We start from the raw sequence: 19,001 nt of genomic DNA on the forward strand, positions 1-19,001 counted from the left end.
ATCACAGATTCTGACCTGGAGGTTTTGAATGAGTCGCAGTTCTCGGCGCGGTCAACGCAAGGTTGCCGCCGTCGCGCTGGCAGTCTCCGCCGGCCTGTTCGTCTCGTCGTGCGCTGACAGCGGGAACGGGGGTGGGAGCGGCGACGCACCGGACTCCGGTTCGGGATTGTCCATCGGCCCGGTCAACGAGCAGTCCGGCGAGGGCGATCCGGTCAAGGGCGGCACCCTCACGTTCAGCGGGTACTCCGCCGTCACCAATCTCGATCCGGCGAAGACTCAGATCGCGGGTTCGGTCGCCGGTTCGGAGTTGGGCGCCATCTACGACACCCTGCTGCGCTACGACCCGGCGTCGAAGGAATTTGTTCCGAAACTCGCGGAGTCGATGGAACCGAGTTCCGACTTCAAGACGTGGACTCTCGAACTGCGCGACGGTGTGAAGTTCAGCGACGGGACGCCGGTGGATTCGGCGGCCGTTTCGGCGAGCCTCAATCGCTACGTCACCAACAAGGGGCCGCAGTCGAGTCTGTACGCGTCGAAGGTCGCGTCGGTAGACACTCCGGATCTGTCGACGGTCGTCTTCAATCTCGTCGACCCGTGGACCGGTATCGAGTCACTGCTCTCCACCGGCCCCGGCATGATCGTCGCGCCGAGCGCCCAGCAAGGTGATCAGTTCACCCCGATCGGCGCGGGTGCCTTCACCCTCGAGAAGTTCGCTCCCAACGAGGAATTGATCCTCGACGCTCGGGAGGACTACTTCGACGGTGCCCCGAACGTGGACAAGCTGCGGTTGATCAGCATTGTCGGTTCGCAGTCCACCACCGAATCGCTCAAGAGCGGCGGCACGGACGTCGCATACATGCGTTCGCTACCCAACGTCCTGGATCTGATCGACTCCGGCTACCCGGGCTTCGTCGACATCCCGTCGCTGTCGTACCTCTCGCTCGTCAACACGGCACCCGGTCGTCCCGGTGCCGACGTGCGCATCCGTCAGGCATTGGCGCTCGCAACCGATCCCGTCGCACTCGACAACCGACTCAACGAGGGCAAGGGTCTGCCCGGGCAGGTCATCTTCCAGGACACCTCTCGCTGGCACAACGACGTCGCTCCGATCGGCGTAGACACCGCCAAGGCGAAGCAGCTTCTCGACGAGGCCAAGGCCGACGGTTACGACGGCAAGATCACATACCTGACGCTGCAGGAGAATTCGGCGCAGGCGATGGCTCTCGCACTGCAGTCGATGGCCAACGCCGTCGGATTCGATTTCCAGATCGAGTACGTCAACTCGGTTGCCGACGTCGTCAAGCGTTTGTACGCCGACCGCGACTTCGACATGGCAACAGGTTCCGCCAACCTCGCGGAAGCCGATCCGTTCGAGCGTCTGTACTCGAACCTCAAGACCGGTGGGCGAAACAACGCCGCGAGTTTCTCCGACCCCGAGATGGATACGCTTCTCGACCAGTTGGGTGTCGCGACGTCGACCGACGCGAAGATCGAGGTGCTCGCCAAGATTCAGGAGCGCGCCAACGAGGTTGTGCCGTGGCAGGTTTACGGCAACACCCCGTGGCTCGGTGTGTGGGGACAGAACGTCCACGGCATTCAGCAGAGCCTGGACGGAATCATGTTCTTCGACAAGGCCTGGAAGAACTAGACACCTGAATGACTGACTGGACCCGAGAAGCGTCCCTGCGGGGACGCTTCTCGGCATCAGAGAGTGTGATCGATCAAGAAGTGAGATCGAGGGCAGCGCGGACGATGCTGTCGGAGTCGAGGCCGTGGTACCGGTAGACGTCCTCGAGCGAACCGACCTGACCGAACCGGCTCACTCCGAGCGCAGCACCCGGAACGTTGTTGATTCCCGTCAGGAACGCGAGGGTGTGCGGGTGCCCGTCGAGAACGGTCACCATCGGCGCGGACCGGCTGCTCGGAAAGACCTGATCCAGGATCCACGACGGACCGTCCGCGAGACCGCGCCGAGACTTGAGTGCTTCGAAGAGCAAACCGGGGCTGGTCACGCAGACGACGTCGGCGGAAATGCCCTGCTCGCTTAGTCTTTCGGCTGCGACCAGTGTTTCGGTGACGGTGGCACCCATGCCGACCAGGGTGACGGCCGGATCAGGGTTGTGCCGCAGTGTGTATGCCCCGGCCACCACCTGACGTCGACGGCGTTCTCGCGCAGCCGGATCGGTCGGTACCGCGGCCAGGGCCTGATCGACCGGACGGGTCGACAGGCGCAGATACGACGAGCTGCCGTCCGGGCGACCGAGGCGTCCGATGCTGTCGAGGAGCGTCCACTCCACGTCGACGGCGAATGCCGGTTCGAAACTGGTGCAACCCGGCTGTTCCAGTCCGATGGACGGGGTCTTGATCGACTGGTGCGCACCACCTTCGGCGGCCAAGGTGACGCCCGACGGAGTGCCGACCATGATCGACTGCCCTCCGGCGTAGATGCCGTACGACCACGGTTCGAGAGCCCGTTCGATGAAGGGGTCGTACATCACCCCGATGGGGAAGAGTGGCTGGCCCCAACGACTCCAGGTCGCACCGAGTTCGCCCATCAGTCCGACCAGGTTGGTCTCGGCGATACCGAGTTCCATGTGCTGACCGGTGGGCTTCTCACGCCAGTGCATGATCGTTTCGGCGTCGTCGGCAAACCAGTTGTGCCGCTCGTCGGGGGACCACACGCCGACCTTGTTCAGCCAGCCTGCGAGGTTGGTGGTGGAACTGACGTCCGGGCTCAGTGTGACAACACGTTTCGCGGCGTCCGGCGCTTCGCGGCTCAGGTCGAGTAGTACCCGGCCCAGAGCTGCCTGAGTGGTGGACGTGCCGGAGGGCGTACGGCCGATGTCTTTCGGAACTGCCGGGGGCACCAGATGCTCCACCTTCGGGCGAGCCAGGCGCCCAGCGGTTTCGGCGCAGATGCGGCCGGACGGGCTGTCGGTCTCGAACCGTTCCCAGGGATTCGACGGATCCATGCCGAGTTCCGACGCCAGGTGCTCGAACTGCTCGGTGGTGAGCAGCGACGAGTGGTTCTGCGGATGACCCTGCGTCGGCAGACCCCGACCCTTGATCGTGTACGCGATGATCACGGTGGGACGGGTGTCGTCGATCTGTGCGTACGCCTCTCGCAGAGCGTCGAGGTCGTGGCCACCGAGATTGCGGATGGCTTCGAGCACCGTGGCGTCGTCGAGGTCGTCGATCAGCGCCGTGATCGCGTCGGCGTCCGCCGCGTCGCCGGGCAGTCTCAGACGTACCTCGTCGGCCGTGCATCGCAGCAGGCGCTGGTACTCCGGATTCGGCATGTCCAGGATTCGTTCGCGCAACGCGGTGCCGCCCGGCCGGGTGAACAGTGATTCGAGCAGCGCACCGAACTTCACGGTGATGACCTGCCAGCCGGCACCCGAGAACATGCGCTCCAGGCGGGTTGCCGCGATGTTCGGCACCACCCGGTCGAGTGATTGGCGGTTGAGGTCGACTATCCACACGATCTCACCCAGTTCGGCAACCGAATGATCGAGAACTGCTTCCCACACAGCGCCCTCGTCGAGTTCGGCGTCACCGACCAGGGAGTACTGACGCCCGGTTCCGGCGCCGCCGAGGGAGGCGTCGACGTATCGGCGAGCGATGGCGCCCCAGATGGGAGCCGTCGCGCCGATGCCCACCGAACCGGTCGAATAATCCACCGGATCAGGATCTTTCGATCGACTCGGGTAGCTCTGCAGGCCCCCGAATTCGCGCAGAGTCGTCAGGTAGGACTCGTCGAGTTCACCGAGCAGATAATTGATGCCGTGGAGCACCGGCGCCGCATGCGGCTTGACGGAAACCCGGTCGCCGGAACGAAGTTGGCCGAACCACAGCGACGTCATGATCGAGACCATCGACGCGCACGAGGCCTGATGGCCGCCGACCTTGAGCCCGCTGGGATTCGGACGGACACGGTTGGCGTGATGGATCATCGCGGTCGACAACCACAGAACGCGCTTCTCGATCTCCGCCAGTGACTCGGGAGCGTTCTGGTCGATGTTGGGGCTGTTCACGGCCGGTCCTGCCTTCAGTAGTGGACATCGATCACCGCACCGCCTGTACCCCAGATCGTGGGGCCGACGATGTGGTTGTGATGTTTGGCAGGACTTCCTGAGGCCGAACCGTTCGGTGCGGCAAAGTCCAGCCGCACCTGTCGATCTGTTGTGCAGATTCTGCGTCAAAGTCCATCATCGGCATACAGATTGGGCAATAGCTACCCGGTGGATTGAGCAATGTGCGCAACACCGAGGGCTGTGCGCCGTGACAGGTGGGCACTATGCGCAGTGCACCGCCAGTCGCGCGCGGTCAGTCCATCAGGTCGTGGACGTAGCACCAGCGCCAGGATTCGCCGGGCTCGTGTGAGCGCATGACCGGGTGCCCGGTTTCGCGGTAGTGGTTGGTGGCGTGCTGATGAGGGCTGGAATCGCAGCATCCGACGTGGCCGCAGGACAGGCACATGCGCAGGTGAGACCAGTTATCCTCACCCAACTCGGCGCACTCCTGGCAGACGCCGGGCGTCAGCGCCGCCGGGTCTGTTTCGGGCGCATTGGTTAGTTCCTCGCAACCGGTGGGAGCGGGTGCGGGCTGCTGTGTGCGAGCTGCTGCTCGCTTCAGGATTTTCTTCATCGCCTTCCATACTGCATGCTGCCAGGGTGAACGGCATATTACTGGGGGTTGTAGTAGCGGCGTTGCTGGTGGCGGCGGTCGCGCGAAGGTTCGGGCTGTCTTCGCCGCTGATCCTCGTCCTGGTCGGTTTGATCGCCTGTCAGATACCGGGTGTTCCGGAATTGGAACTCGATCCCGACCTCGTCCTGTTCGTCGTGTTGCCTCCACTTCTGTACTCGGCAGCACTGGACAGTTCATACCTGGCTTTGCGCTCGAATCTGCGTCCGATCGGATTTCTCGCGGTGGGGCTTCCGCTGGCGACGACGGCTGCGGTGGGCTTTGTCGCCTACCTGATCGTGCCGGAGTTCTCGATAGCGGCTGCTCTGGTTCTCGGCGCCATCGTGGCGCCGCCGGACGCGGTGTCCGCGAGCGCAATCGGACGCAAGCTCGGCCTGCCGCGCCGGATCATGACCCTGCTGGGCGGGGAGAGCCTGCTCAACGACGCCACCGCTCTGACGGCGTACAAGGTCGCTCTCGCGGCTGCCGTCGGTACGGGTGCGACGCTGATCGGCGGCTTCGAGACCTTCCTCGTCGCGGCGGTCGGTGGAACGGTGATCGGCCTCGCGGTGGGGTTCGTCATCTCGAAGGTTCGCGGCAAGCTCCAGGATCCGGTGATGGAGAGCGGAATCGGATTGGTGGTGCCGTTCTTCACCTACCTGGCTGCGGAAGAGGTCCACGCGTCGGGCGTCATCGCGGTCGTCGTAGCCGGATTGTTCCTCGGCCAGCGCTCCACCCGCGCGAGTTATGCGACGCGTTTGCAGGACACGGCAGTGTGGAGGGCCGTCGACCTGATCCTGGAGTCGTTCGTCTTCCTGTTGATCGGTCTCCAATTGCCCAGTGTCGTCAACGGATTGCAGGGGTACAGCACTTCGATCGTCGTCTGGGCGTCGGTTGCCGTTCTCGTGACCGTCGTGGTGGTCCGAATCGCCTGGGTGTTCCCGTTCACGTACGTACCGCGCTGGCTGTCGCCGCGTATTCGAGCGAGGGAGCCGGAGATTTCGGCGCGGGCGGTGTTCGTCGTGTCGTGGGCCGGTATGCGAGGGGTCGTGTCGCTGGCAGCTGCCTTCGCCATTCCGCTGACGGTCAACAGTGGGGAGGACTTCCCGGGCCGTTCGCTGATCCTCTTCCTGACGTTTGTCGTCGTGGTCGGCACACTGTTGCTGCACGGCCTGACGTTGCCGTGGGTGATCCGTGTCCTCGGCGTGCAGGGGGACGAAGAGCAGTCCGACGCCCGCGCCGAGGCGGCAGCCCAGGACAAGGCTGCACGGGCCGCTGCGGCGCGGCTGGACGAATTGGTCGGAGCCGACGCCGACGACGTCCCTCAGGTCCGCAATCGTGCCGCGGACATCTTGCGAAGCTGGAACACCCACCGCGCGAACTCGGCGTGGGAGCGACTGGGACGCAGCGACGAGGATCTGGGGGAGAGCCCGTCGAACGCCTTCCGCTCGCTGCGCCTCGAGATGATCGATGCGGAGCGAGGCGTCTTCATCGCCGAACGCGATGCCGGCCGGATCGACGACGAGGTCCTCCGGAAGGTGCTTCGCGAGCTCGATCTCGAGGAAGCGACGCTCGACCGGGACTAGACCGGCTGGTCTGCTGTCCACGAAGGTAACCGCTGGCCAGGGTCGGTTTACCTGACTGTTGAGGCCTGCAACTTAACCGATTCCACTGAGCGAGACTCGATCCAATTTTCTGTGCCTCCCATCACAGACTGTTTCGTGTTCAACATCACGTCACGGTCTTACCCCGCCTTGGAGGCATTCGAATGAGTCGTAGTTCCCGCCGCGGAAGTCGCAGATTGGCTGCGGCTGCGCTGGCGATCACCGCAAGTATGTTCCTGGCGTCGTGCGCCGACAACGGCTCGAGCAATGGCGGCGGCGAATCCGCTGATTCCGGTTCCTCGCTGAAGATCGGCATGGTCAACGAGCAGGCCGATCCCGGCACTCCCACCAAGGGCGGCACGCTGACGTTCAGCGGTTACTCGGCGGTCACGACTCTCGATCCCGCGAAGGCTCAGGTTGCCGGCGCCACCGGTGGCAGCGAGCTCAGCGCCATCTACGACGTGCTCATGCGTTACGACCCGATCGGGCAGAAGTTCGAGCCCAAGCTCGCTCAGTCGCTCGAAGCGAGTTCGGACAGCAAGACCTGGACGCTGAAGCTCCGCGACGGTGTGAAGTTCAGCGATGGCACAGCTCTCGACTCGAAGGCCGTCGCCGACAGCATCAACCGCTACGTCACCAACAAGGGACCTCAGTCGAGCCTGTGGGCTTCCAAGGTTGCCTCGATCGACACCCCCGACGCGACGACCGTAGTCTTCAACCTCGTTGATCCGTGGACAGGCATCCAGTCGATGCTCGCCACCGGACCCGGCATGATCGTCGCCCCGAGCGCCCAGCAGGGTGACCAGTTCACCCCGATCGGCGCCGGCGCCTTCACCCTCGAGAAGTTCGCTCCCAACGAGGAACTGCTGTTGGCTGCTCGCCCCGACTACTACGACGGCGCACCGAACATCGACAAGCTCAAGCTGATCAGCATCGTCGGCGCTCAGCCCACCGCCGAAGCACTCAAGACGGGCGGCATCGACGCCGCGTACATGCGTACGCTCACCCCGATCCTGGATCTGATCGAGTCGGGTTACCCCGGCTTCGTCGACATCCCGTCGCTCGGTTACATCGCCAACGTGAACATGGCCCCGGGCCGCCCGGGCTCGGATGTCCGTGTCCGCCAGGCGATGGCGCTGGCCGTCGATCCGGAGACGCTCAACACCCGCGTCAACAACGGCAAGGGACTGCCCGGCCAGGAGATCTTCCAGGACACCTCGCGCTGGCACAACGACGTCGCACCGATCGGCGTCGATCCCGCCAAGGCGAAGGAACTGCTCGATCAGGCCAAGGCCGACGGCTACGACGGAAAGATCACCTTCCTCTCCATCCAGGAACCGTCCGCACAGGCGACGGCTCTGGCCATCCAGGCGATGCTCAACGCAGTCGGCTTCGACGCTCAGATCGAATACGTCACCGGTGCAGGTGATCTGGTCAAGCGGATGTACGCCGATCACGACTACGACATGAGCACCGCAGCACTGAGCCTCGCCGAGGCCGATCCCTACGAGCGTCTGTACACGGGCATCAAGTCCGGTGGCCGTAACAACGCGACCGGCTACTCCGACGCCGAAATGGATGCTCTCCTGGACAAGTTGGGCGTCGCAACCACCGACGAGGACAAGAAGGCAGTCCTGGCCCAGATCCAGGAACGCGCCAACGAAACCGTCCCGTGGCAGGTGTGGGGCAACGTCGCCGCACTCGACGTGTGGAACCAGAACGTTCACGGACTCGAGCAGAGCCTCGACGGAATCGTGCTCTTCGACGGAGCTTGGAAGTCCTAGAGAGCCTGAAGTTCACAGCCGGCCCCGCGCCCGTATTGCAGCGGATCGGGGCCGGCTGCGAACGAAGAAATGAAATCAGAGGAACTGCTGTGTATTGCGAGCTCGCTGTCCGAAGGAGACGAAATCGATGAACATCGGCGCAATAGGTAAGAAATTGGGCCAGCTCGTCATTGTGATCCTGATCGTCAGCTTCGGAACCTTCGTGCTGGCATCACTGATCCCCGGCGATCCCGCTGTCTCCGTTCTCGGTGAAGGCCGAACGCCTGCCGAGTACGAGGAAGTTCGGCAGCAGCTCGGACTCAACGATCCACTCCTGGTTCGCTATTGGGACTGGCTGACCAGCGCTCTCCAGGGCGACCTCGGCAACTCGCTCGTTCCCCCGCAGCAGGACGTCCTCACCGCGATCAGTTCCGCTCTCCCCGTCAGCGTTCAGTTGGCAGTGATGGGTCTGGTCATCGCACTCGTCGTCGCAGTTCCGCTCGCACTCTGGTCGGCGCACCACGAAGGCGGCGTCATCGACCGCGTCATCAGCGCCGCGACGTTCGGTGTTCTTTCCGTCCCGAGCTTCCTCGCCGGTCTGTTGCTGATCATGGTCACCGTCAACTGGCTCGGCTGGTTCCCGCGATCACAGTGGGTGCGCATCGGCGACAGCCTCTCCGGAAACCTCTCACACGCAATACTTCCCGCGATCACCATCAGCCTCCTCGAGATGGCGATGTTCACTCGCGTTCTCCGATCCGACCTGGTGACGACGCTCCGTGAGGATTACATCCTCGCGTCGAAGGCCAAGGGAATGCCCACGCTGCGAGTGCTTTTCAGTGACGCGCTCCGCCCGTCGTCGTTCTCGCTCATCACGATGATGGGTCTGGCTCTCGGCGGCATGATCGGCAGCACCGTGATCGTCGAGACGCTGTTCTCGCTGCCCGGAATGGGCACGCTCATCGTCCGCGCAGCGCAGCAGGGTGATTCGCCGATGCTGCTCGGCGCGGTGGTCGTGATCGCGGTCATCTACGTCCTCGTCAACAGTGCGATCGATGTTCTGTACACCTATCTTGACCCGAGGAGTCGTCGTGTCCATGTCTGAAGTGACGCCAGACGGAGCGGCCCCGTCGCCGGCCCCGTCCGAGGTGATGACATACCGGCAGCAGACAGTCCTGCTGGCTCCCGGTCCCGTCGAGACGCTGGAACAGCCCAAGAATCTGGTCCTGATCGGATCGATTCTCACAGTGGTCGGCGTTGCGCTGCTCGGCACCGCACTCTTCGGTTCAGCGATCATGATGACCGTCCGCATCGTGCTCGCGCTCGTTGCCCTGGTTTTCCTCTTCAAGGGGCTCGGCAAACTCGGTACGTCCAAGTGGGGCAGTCAGTTCGATCTCTCGTACTGGTTGGCGTGCATCTGGCTGGTCGCGCTGATCCTGGCCGCGATCTTCGCGCCGCTGCTGCCGCTCGGTGAGTACAAGGACACGGTCAAGACCTTGGCCGAGCCGGGCTTCGCATCGCCGAGCCTGCTCTCCGATCATCCGTTGGGTACCAACAACTTCGGTCTCGACCTGCTCGCCCGCGCCCTGTTCGGTGCGCGCGCTTCCTTGACTGTCGCCATCTGCGCCGTGCTGATCGGCATGATCATCGGTGGCACCATCGGCGTCATGGCCGGCTATTTCCGTGGCAAGGTCGACGCCGTGGTCGGAATCCTGACCAACTCGCTGCTGGCCATTCCTTCTCTGGTGCTGCTCATCGCACTGGCCGCGGTGCTCACGTCGAACCTGCGCAACATCACCCTCGCACTGTCGATTCTCTGCATTCCCAGCATGGTTCGAATCGCCAGGGCAAACACCATCGTCGTCGCCCAACGGGAGTTCGTGCTTGCCGCGAGAGCCATGGGCGCCACCAAATGGCGCGTCATCTGGCGCGAGTTGGTTCCCAACGTCCTCGTTCCCGTCGCCGCGCTCGGCCTGGTGGCCGTCTCCGGCCTGATCGTCGCGGAAGCATCACTGAGCTTCCTCGGACTCGGTATCGCACAACCTGATCCGACCTGGGGCAACATGATTGCGGAAGGTCAGGGCGGGATCGTGGAGAAGCATCCGTTCATCGTCCTGGTACCAGGCGTCTTCCTCTTCCTGACGGTGTTCTCCTTCAACCTCATCGGCGAGAAGTATCGGAGTAAGCTGTGACCACTTCAGCTCAGAACGGCGTTCCGCTGCTGCAGGCGGACAACATCAGAACCGTATTCGCCACTCCCCGTGGCCAGTTGCGAGCAGTCGACGGTGTCTCGATCCACGTCTCCGCCGGCGAGACTCTCGGCATCGTGGGTGAATCCGGTTCCGGCAAGTCGGTTCTCGGGCGCACCATCATGGGACTGCTCCAGAAGGGTCCGGCTCTCGACATCAGCGGGACGGTGACGTTTGCCGGCCGCGACATGTCGACGATGAAGAAGTCGGAGATGAAGCACTTCTGGGGACCCGAGATCGCCATGGTCTTCCAGGATCCGATGACCTCGCTCAATCCGTTCAAGCGCATCGGTACCCACATCACCGAATCCTTGAAGTTCCACCTGGGTCTGAAGAAGGACGCGGCCCGCGATCGCGCAGCGGAACTCCTGTCGATGGTGGGTATCCCCGAGCCCAAGCGTCGGCTCGACCAGTACCCCCACGAACTTTCGGGCGGTATGCGACAGCGCGTGGTCATCGCGATGGCCCTGGCCTGCGAGCCGAAACTGCTGATCGCGGACGAGCCGACCACCGCTCTCGACGTGACGGTGCAGAAGCAGATTCTCGATCTGCTCGCCTCACTCAACGACAAGCTCAATATGGCCGTCATCCTGATCAGCCACGACCTCGGTGTGGTCTCGGGTCGATCGGACCGTGTTGCGGTCATGTACGCCGGTTCCGTTGTGGAAACGTCGGCAACCGAAGAGTTGTTCACTCGTCCGCGTCATCCGTACACCGAAGCGCTGATGGCCGCGATTCCGCGACTCGAATCGCCGACGCACACAGTGCTGCAGACAATTCCGGGTGGACTCCCGGACATGACGAAGCCGATCACCGGTTGCCGCTTCGCGGCTCGCTGCCGTTACGCCCAGGACGACTGCCTGACCGGCGACCCGGCCCTGGCTCCCGGCGGACCGGGGGACAACACAACCGAAAGCCACACGTTCGCGTGCCACTACCCGGTCGACACCCCTGAAGGCACAACGGCATTGGTCGCCAACGAGAAGGCCGGCACTACCGCAGCGGGCCTGACGCTCGCGGTGAAGGAGATGGTCTGATGACTGCAGCAACCGATACCAGGCAGTCCGAGACGGTGGACGCGGCCTTGACGGTCGAGGACTTGGTTGTCGAATTCAACGTCGGCAAGGGGCAGACGGTTCACGCCGTGTCCGGAATCAGCTTCACCGTCGCGCCGGGCGAAACCTTGGGCGTGGTCGGTGAATCCGGCTGTGGCAAGTCCACGGCGGGCCGGGCGATCATGCAGTTGCCCTCACCGACGTCGGGCTCGATCCGCCTCGGAGAGACGGAAATGACGGCACTGGGCGCGGAAGAATTGCGTCGCAGCCGTACTCAGCTGCAGATGATCTTTCAGGATCCCATCTCCTCCCTGAATCCCCGTCGCAAGGTCAAGGCTCTCATCACCGAGGGTCCGTCGATCTGGGGTGGAAAAGACAAGGCCGCCATCGACGCTCGGGCACGCGAGGTTCTTGCCGAGGTCGGGTTGGACCCGGACATGGTGTGGGATCGAACCCCACGCGAACTCTCGGGTGGTCAGTGCCAGCGCGTGTGCATCGCCCGCGCATTGATGCTCGACCCCAAGGTCCTGATCTGTGACGAGCCGGTCTCGAGCCTCGACGTCTCCGTGCAGGCGCAGATTCTGAACCTGCTCGAGGACGCGAAGAAGCGTCACGGGCTGTCGCTGCTGTTCATTGCGCACAACATGGCCGTCGTGAAGAACATCAGTGACCGCGTGATGATCATGTACTTGGGCCGCGTCTGCGAAATCGTTCCCGCAGAAGACATGCAGAACCGCGCGCTGCACCCGTACACGCAGCTACTGCTGGCGTCGATTCCCGATCCCGACGCCACCGTCACTGCGGCGCAGAACGTCGAGCAGAAGGTCATCGAACTGCCCTCGCCGCTCAATCCGCCCAGTGGCTGCCGCTTCCGCACGCGGTGCCCGCTGGCTACTGATCTCTGCGCCGAGGTAGTTCCCGAGCTGCGTCTCGTCGAGGGCGGCCATCAGGTGGCGTGCCACAACGTGTGACTACACGCGAAGCATGTTGCGTACGTGACCGGTTTCGTTGATCGACCCGACCCTGCGGCTTCCGTTTCGCGACACGAGAATGCGCGTGACGGACACGTACTCGATCGGGAAGGTCAACGGGCGCTCCAGTCCGAGCAGTTCCTGCAGAACGATGTTGACGACGCCGCCGTGGCAGAAGATCGCCACGGTGGCGTCGTTGTCCGTTGCCGCGACTATCTCGTCGATCGCACCGAGGACTCGCGCACGAAAGGCGTCGCCGTCCACCGACTCGGGGAGCCAGCCGGCTTTGATTCGCGCATAGGTTTCCGGCGCCCGCTCCAGGACCTCGTGCATCGGGATGTAGTGCGGCTGCTCGTAGTCGTATTCCGCCAGACCCTCGCGCTGGGTGACCGGAAGGCCCAATATCTGCGCTACCGGGGCTGCGGTCTCGAGTGCGCGCTTCTGCGGGCTGCTGAAGAGTCCGGTGATCCGGTACGGCGCCAGTGCTGCGGGCAGCCGTAGTGCCTGGGCACGACCTTCGTCGGTCAGCGAGGGATCTGCGCGGCCTTCGGTGACCTCGGCCAGTTCGGGGAGCGCGTGTCGGATCAGGAGTAGTTGCACCTACGTCACCTTGCCATGTAGAGATCGAACGCCACCACGAGGTTTCGGCCGTCGCGTTTTGCCTGGTACATCGCGTTGTCGGCGATATCGAGCAGAGTCTCCATGCCCGGCATCGCGCGATCGGCCCAGGCGACGCCGATACTGACCGTTCCCGCGAAACCGCGAATGGATCGCGCGTGGGCCTCTTGCGCCTCTCTGATGCGCTCCGCGAGGTGGATGGCTTCCTCGAAGGTGCAGTCGGCGGCGGCGACGGCAAATTCTTCACCACCCAGTCGGCCGGAGAGTCCCAGCCCTTCGGTAGCGGCGAGGAGGGTGTTTCCGAACTGTTCGAGGACCGAATCGCCGGTGAGGTGACCGAGGTTGTCGTTGATCGATTTGAAGTGGTCGAGATCGAGCATCATGACGGCGATCGGTCGTTGTGCCGCGTGCTGGGCGTCGAGGAGTTCCTGCGATTGGGTCCAGAACGCGTGGCGACTCAGCGTTCCGGTGAGGGCGTCGCATTCGGCGATGCGTTGGAGTTCTCGCTCAGCGCGCCGCTGTGCGCCAGTGGCGACGGCTACGGCGATGGGGGAGAGTGCCATCAAGATGACGGAGATCCGGGTGGTCACCCCCTCACTGAGTAGGTGCACCGGATCTGCCAGTGCCAGACGTCCCTTACCCGCCATGACCAGTGCCCACGCGCTCCATCCGGCTGCCAGGAGTGAAGTGCTGAACAGTGAGACACGCATTGCGCACCACAGGAGCGCCGGCATCGGCAGCAGCAGCGCAAGGGCTCCCTGAACCTCCAGGGCGAGTGGCAGACAGGCCAGGAGAGCGGCCAGAGGCGCCAGGATCTGTGCGAGCCGCCTCAAGCGCAGACTCTGCCGCACGGACGGCCCGCAGGTTCTTCGAATGTGTTCGAGCGTCGGTGCCGACAGAACGATCGGCAGCACGATCAGATACGTACACAGGTCGGCGAAGAACCACCCCACCAATTCCGTTGCCGCACCGCTTCCTTCGTGGAGTTGAGTGCGTAGTGCGCTGGCGGACCCGGCCGTGAACGACGCCAGAACCGAGATGAGGAAGATTCTGGCCGTGTACTTCGTCTCGGAGATTCGCCGCGGAAAGCAGCCGAGCAAGTTCGCGGCGATCAATCCTGTCGTGACGCCGACCAGATTGATCGCATTCAGTTCGAAGGCCCTCTGCACGGGGCTTCCGGTCGCAAGATCCGCCGTCAGCAGCGCTGCGCCGCCGACAGCGAGTCCGATCGGCGCAAACGAGCGCGGGTTACGGAGGAGAATGCCCAGAAGGATCGCGTTGGCGGGCCAGAAGGTCGACAGAAAACCGGGCGGACGGGCGGCGATGCCCGCCAGGGCGACAACGAGGATCGCCACGAAAATCAGGCACGAGCGCACCCGACGTGTCGAACGGTCCATGGTCAGCCTGTCGTAGAAAGCAGAAGCTGTCCGAGACTAGCAATGATCCGGCTACTGTCCGAGTTGTAACTTTAAGTGTCATCCCCGACGGTTCGGCTGCGTGAGGCGCCGAATCAAGTTCGCCAACTCCTCGGGTTGGTCGATCATCGCGTGGTGATGCGCCGGGCGCAGGACGTGAAAACTCCCACCGAGGTAGGTGGCGAGTTTCTGCTGCTTTGCCATCCAGGCGATGGACCAGGGAGTGGTGTGGCCAGTGTGTGCGGCTACGACGCTGAGGTCGATGTCGGGCAGTGGATGCTTGCTCGAGCGTCGTAAAGCGGTGAGCTCCAGCGCCATATCGGTGTACGCGACGTATTCGATCATCGCCGCTTCCAGATAATGAGGCTCGCGGTAGATCTTCCGGACCCATTCGAGAGTGGCTTCGGACGACCCACTCGGCGGCACGGACTGGTTGAGGATCTTGCGCGTCGTCGTACCGAGGAGTCGTTGGAGCCCGGTGGTGCTGAACGAAGCCGCGGCGGCTCGGGAGGCGATCAGCAGCAGGTCGCGGGGGAAAAGACGTTTCGGCTCCTTCTCGGCACTGGAATCGAGGAGGAGCATCCCCGCCGCCCGATCGGGGAACAGGCGCGCGAAGCCTTCGACGTAGAAGCCGGCGATGGAGTGGCCGACCACCACGGCCGGACCACTCAGTCCCAGAGTGTCGAGCACGTCGCGGATCCGCTGAGCTTCGCCGCGGACGGTCGGAACTTCGGAAGTAGGCTCGCTGAGCCCGAAGCCCGGGCGATCGAAGCGGACGACGGTGTGGTCCGACTGAAGATGACGCGCGCAGTCATCCCAGTCGAACCAATTGCCCGCCAGCCCACCGCACAGGACGACGACGGGGCCGTCGCCCTCGGCAAGAACATGCAGTCGGCTCTCGCCGACCTGCAAGATCTCGCCCGGTGGTTTCACGTGGAACAATTCCGGCACGCGAGAATCCGGACTACTGACGCGGTTTCGCGAGGGGGAAGGCCAGCGTCTCGCGGATGCTGCCACCCGTGATCAGCATGACGATTCGGTCGACGCCCATCCCGAGACCACCCGTCGGCGGCATCGCGTGTTCGAGGGCTTGGAGGAAGTCTTCGTCCAATTCCATCGCTTCCGGGTCGCCGCCGGCCGCGAGCATCGACTGCTCGGTGAGCCGGTTGCGCTGATCCACAGGGTCGGTCAGCTCGCTGTATGCGGTTCCGAGTTCGACGCCCCACGCCACCAGGTCCCACTTCTCGGCGACGCCGGGGATGCTGCGGTGCGGCCGGGTGAGCGGCGACATCGAGGTGGGGAAGTTGGTGTAGAACGTCGGAAACTCCGTGTAGTCCTCGACCAGATGCTCGTACATTTCCTGCGCGATGGCGCCGGTATCCCAGCTGGACTGGTACGGGATCTCATTGGCGTCGCACAACTTCTGCAGGTCTTCGAGACTTGTCTCGGGGGAGACGTCGACACCAAGTTTTTCGGCGACGGCGCCGTGCATCGTCTTCACCGGCCACTCACCGGAGATGTCGACCTCGACCAGTTCGCCGTCCGGGCCGGGACGCATGATGATCTCGCGACCGAATGCTGCGACGGCCGCCGCCTGGATCAGCTCGCGGCACATCCGCATCATGCCCTCGTAGTCGCTGTGGGCTTCGTAGGCCTCGAGGATCGTGAACTCGGGATTGTGTTTGAAGTCGACGCCCTCGTTGCGGAACACGCGGCCGATCTCGAACACCTTCTCCATACCGGCGACGCACAACCGCTTCAGGTACAGCTCGGGTGCGATGCGGAGATAGAGGTCGAGGTTGTACGCGTTGATGTGTGTCAGGAACGGAGCGGCATTCGCGCCGCCATGCACCTGCTGCAGAATCGGGGTCTCGACTTCGAGGTATCCGCGACCACCGAGTGAATCGCGCAGCGACTTCACGACGGCGCTTCGGGCCTCGAGCAGTTCGCGGGCCTTCGGGTTGAGGGCGATGTCGAGGTACCGCTGGCGGACGCGGGTCTCGGGATCCGAGAGGCCTTTCCACTTGTCCGGCAGCGGGTGCAGGCACTTGCCGTTCATGCGCCACTCGACGGCGATGAGCGACAGCTCGCCCTTGCGGCTGCGCCCGATGGTTCCGCTGACTTCGATCAGGTCACCGAGATCGAACTCGGCAGCGAACTCCGCCAACTTCTCGCGGCCGACGTTGTCCTGGTCGACCAGAACCTGGATGTCGCCGGACCAGTCGCGCACGTCCGTGAACACCACTCCGCCGTAGTCGCGGACCCGCAGGAGGCGTCCCGCGATTCGCACGCGGGTGCCCTCCGGTGACTTCGCTGCGGCGGCAATCGTGTGGGTCGGCGGATAGGCGACGGGGTACGCGGCGATCCCTTCGTCGGCCAGTTGCGCGAGCTTGTTCATGCGCACGCGGACCTGCTCGGGTCGACGCGGACCGTTGGTCGTGAACGTCGGCGCCGAGTCCGGCGGGCTGCCGTCGGCATGCAGTCCTTCGGAAGTCACCAGAGCTGCCGGCACCGCCGCATGCGTGCCCGTGTGCTTGACGACCTGGCTGGACTTGCGCCCGAAACTGGGCAGAACCACAAAGCCTTCGGCGATGGCCGACGCGAATCCGACGCGCGGCAGTTCGCGGTTGTCCTCGAAGCAGAGGAAGCGCGGCGCCCAATCCGGCTGGTATTTCACGTTCGAGCGGTACAGCGCTTCGAGCTGCCACCAGCGGGAGAAGAAGACGAGCACCGAGCGCCAGATGCGGAGGATCGGGCCCGCGCCGATGCGCGAACCTTCCTCGAACACCGAGCGGAACACGGCGAAGTTGAGCGAAACTCGCACAACGCCGATCTCGTCCGAACGTGTGGCCAACTCCGAGACCATCAATTCGACGACACCGTTGGGCGCCGTCGGCTTACGGCGCATCAGGTCGAGCGAAACACCGTTCGGTCCCCACGGCACGAGCGAGAGCATGCCGACGACGCTTTCGTCCTCGGTGCCTTCACCCATGACGGCTTCGACGAGGAGGCAATCGCCGTCGAGGTGATCGCCCAGTCGGCCGAGCGCCATGGAGAAGCCGCGCTCGGTGTCGGTGTCGCGCCAGTCGTCGGCGCGGATGATGACGGCTGCCATGTCCTCGGGCGGGATGTCGCGATGGCGTCGCATCCGCACGGTGACGCCGTGACGCCTCACGCGGGTGACCGCCTGGCGCACCGGGCGCATGTCGCGTCCGTTGAGATTGAACTCGCGGGTGCGCAGGAGCGCTTCGTCGCCGAGCTGCAGGACGCTCAGGCCCGCCTTCTTGTACGCCGTCGCCCCGGTTTCGCTGGCGCCCATGACGGCCGTCGCCCAGCCGTACTGCGACGCGAGCCCCTGCCACGCTTCGATGGCGTGCGGCCACGCTTCGGGATCACCGATGGGATCACCACTGGCGAGGCAGACGCCGATCTCGACGCGGTACGTGATCGCGGCCTTGCCGCTCGGCGCGAAGATGACCGCCTTGTCGCGGCGGGTGGCGAAGTAAGCGAGAGAGTCGTCGGCACCGAAGTTCTGGATCAACCCGCGGATCGCGGACTCGTCGTTTCCGGTGAGCGCGTTGTTGGAGCGTTGCGCGCGGAAGAGCGTCATGACGGCGGCGAGGAGCGCGATGGCGCCGAGCAGACCGAGGACCGTGTTGACGAAGACGCGCGGGTGGCCGTCGAACACCTCGTTGTCGACCGAAGCTGCAGCGGTGACGCGGTTCAGGGCCCAGAGGAATCGCTGGTTCTGCGGTAGGTCACCTGGGAAGAGTTCGACAAGGCCCCAACCGATCACGGTCGCTACAGCCATGCCGCCGATCAGTACGCCGAGTGCTTTCCAGCCGGCGCCGCGCCGTACGCGTGTGTAGAACTCGGGCCTCGCCGCGATGAGGATTCCGATCACGACAAGCAGAACGACAACGGCCACGGCGTTGTTCGGGTTCTTGTCGACGATCGCGGAGGCGATGTTGGTGAGGGTGATCAGTGACAGGTAGATCGTCAGCAGCCACCAGGCGATGCGCTTGCGGCTCGCGAGGGCGGCGGCGAGCAGGGCGACGACGAGCGCCCACGACAGGCTCGTATCCGGTGCGTCGAAGTAGTAGCTGTCGATGTATTCGCGTGGGACGCGGAGGATGTGCCGCAGTACCGGCGAGATGCTCCACAGGAACACCAGTACGGAGAAGACTCCGAGGATCAGTCCCGAGATATGGGGAACCTGGCTGAACCGCCCTTTGCGGAATCGACGCGCCTGGCGCGGATTTTCGGGTGGCGATTCCACCAACTCTGCAGTGGTGTCCGATACCTCGGTCAATGGTGCCATCGAGCTTCCTCTCCTACCGGTCGATCAGATCCTCACGCTAAGTGTGGTCTGTCGTGTCCAGTTTTGTGGGAGGAGGAAGATGATTGACATGACCGACAACATTCCAGCAGTACCCATCCGCGACGAAATGATTCGGCTCGGTCAGTTTCTCAAGCTCGCGAACCTCATCGAATCGGGCGCGGAGGCCAAGGAAGTGATCGCCGACGGCATGGTTTCGGTCAACGGTGAGGTCGAAGATCGCCGTGGCCGTCAGCTTCGTGACGGCGATGTCGTCGAGATCGGCGGGATGGCCGCCAAAGTGGAAGCCCCCGCCTGATCCCGC

At 64.0% G+C, this 19,001-nt stretch carries 14 protein-coding genes; 8 read left to right on the forward strand and 6 right to left on the reverse strand.

Annotated elements, in window-relative coordinates:
* Positions 1-28: 28 nt before the first annotated feature.
* Complete coding sequence (locus tag M1L53_RS03670) at positions 29-1,648, forward strand: ABC transporter substrate-binding protein (RefSeq protein WP_054188719.1); 1,620 nt, start codon at positions 29-31, stop codon at positions 1,646-1,648.
* A 73-nt stretch (positions 1,649-1,721) separates the two neighbouring features.
* Here the strand turns inward: M1L53_RS03670 and M1L53_RS03675 are convergent, their stop codons facing one another.
* Together M1L53_RS03675 and M1L53_RS03680 are read right to left on the reverse strand one after the other, a co-directional pair.
* Positions 1,722-4,034, reverse strand: a complete 2,313-nt coding sequence (locus M1L53_RS03675) for a transketolase-like TK C-terminal-containing protein (RefSeq protein ID WP_054188718.1) — start codon at positions 4,032-4,034, stop codon at positions 1,722-1,724.
* A 292-nt stretch (positions 4,035-4,326) separates the two neighbouring features.
* Positions 4,327-4,647, reverse strand: a complete 321-nt coding sequence (locus tag M1L53_RS03680) for a UBP-type zinc finger domain-containing protein (RefSeq protein ID WP_003943615.1) — start codon at positions 4,645-4,647, stop codon at positions 4,327-4,329.
* 26 nt (positions 4,648-4,673) lie between these two features.
* On the opposite strand from M1L53_RS03680, the gene M1L53_RS03685 reads away from it, so the two are divergent.
* The 6 genes from M1L53_RS03685 (at position 4,674) to M1L53_RS03710 (ending at position 12,325) form a co-directional block, all read left to right on the forward strand.
* A complete protein-coding gene (locus M1L53_RS03685) occupies positions 4,674-6,269 on the forward strand; it encodes a Na+/H+ antiporter (RefSeq protein WP_030536674.1) in 1,596 nt (531 codons plus the stop codon).
* A 182-nt stretch (positions 6,270-6,451) separates the two neighbouring features.
* Positions 6,452-8,071 carry an ABC transporter substrate-binding protein gene (locus M1L53_RS03690; RefSeq protein WP_003943605.1) on the forward strand — a complete coding sequence of 540 codons (1,620 nt, stop codon included), beginning with the start codon at positions 6,452-6,454 and terminating at the stop codon, positions 8,069-8,071.
* A 127-nt stretch (positions 8,072-8,198) separates the two neighbouring features.
* Positions 8,199-9,155 (forward strand): ABC transporter permease, encoded by a 957-nt coding sequence (locus M1L53_RS03695; protein ID WP_003943571.1) that lies wholly within the window; start codon positions 8,199-8,201, stop codon positions 9,153-9,155.
* Entirely contained in the window at positions 9,148-10,242 is a 1,095-nt protein-coding gene (locus M1L53_RS03700; protein ID WP_007735813.1) for an ABC transporter permease, read from the forward strand. Before M1L53_RS03695 ends, M1L53_RS03700 begins: the two co-directional genes overlap by 8 nt.
* Positions 10,239-11,336: an ABC transporter ATP-binding protein gene (locus M1L53_RS03705; protein WP_003943600.1), complete on the forward strand. Its 1,098-nt coding sequence runs from the start codon at positions 10,239-10,241 to the stop codon at positions 11,334-11,336. Before M1L53_RS03700 ends, M1L53_RS03705 begins: the two co-directional genes overlap by 4 nt.
* Positions 11,336-12,325: an ABC transporter ATP-binding protein gene (locus M1L53_RS03710; protein ID WP_054188717.1), complete on the forward strand. Its 990-nt coding sequence runs from the start codon at positions 11,336-11,338 to the stop codon at positions 12,323-12,325. The genes M1L53_RS03705 and M1L53_RS03710 overlap by 1 nt, the downstream gene beginning before the upstream one ends.
* On the opposite strand, the gene M1L53_RS03715 is transcribed toward M1L53_RS03710, so the two are convergent.
* The 4 genes from M1L53_RS03715 to lysX form a co-directional block, all read right to left on the reverse strand.
* Positions 12,326-12,925 carry a histidine phosphatase family protein gene (locus M1L53_RS03715; protein WP_003943544.1) on the reverse strand — a complete coding sequence of 200 codons (600 nt, stop codon included), beginning with the start codon at positions 12,923-12,925 and terminating at the stop codon, positions 12,326-12,328.
* Between the two features lie 5 nt (positions 12,926-12,930).
* On the reverse strand, positions 12,931-14,340 hold the full coding sequence (locus M1L53_RS03720) for a diguanylate cyclase (protein ID WP_054188716.1): 1,410 nt from the start codon (positions 14,338-14,340) through the stop codon (positions 12,931-12,933).
* Between the two features lie 78 nt (positions 14,341-14,418).
* On the reverse strand, positions 14,419-15,309 hold the full coding sequence (locus M1L53_RS03725) for an alpha/beta fold hydrolase (RefSeq protein WP_007735816.1): 891 nt from the start codon (positions 15,307-15,309) through the stop codon (positions 14,419-14,421).
* A 13-nt stretch (positions 15,310-15,322) separates the two neighbouring features.
* Positions 15,323-18,679, reverse strand: coding sequence for a bifunctional lysylphosphatidylglycerol synthetase/lysine--tRNA ligase LysX (lysX, locus tag M1L53_RS03730; RefSeq protein WP_054188715.1), 3,357 nt, complete (start codon positions 18,677-18,679; stop codon positions 15,323-15,325).
* A gap of 88 nt (positions 18,680-18,767) precedes the next feature.
* Here lysX and M1L53_RS03735 point away from each other — a divergent pair, with 88 nt between their 5' ends.
* Positions 18,768-18,995: an RNA-binding S4 domain-containing protein gene (locus tag M1L53_RS03735; protein ID WP_003943569.1), complete on the forward strand. Its 228-nt coding sequence runs from the start codon at positions 18,768-18,770 to the stop codon at positions 18,993-18,995.
* Positions 18,996-19,001 lie beyond the last annotated feature (6 nt).

Source organism: Rhodococcus sp. T9N (assembly GCF_024436645.1).
In the GTDB taxonomy this organism is placed as follows: Bacteria; Actinomycetota; Actinomycetes; order Mycobacteriales; family Mycobacteriaceae; genus Rhodococcus_F; species Rhodococcus_F qingshengii.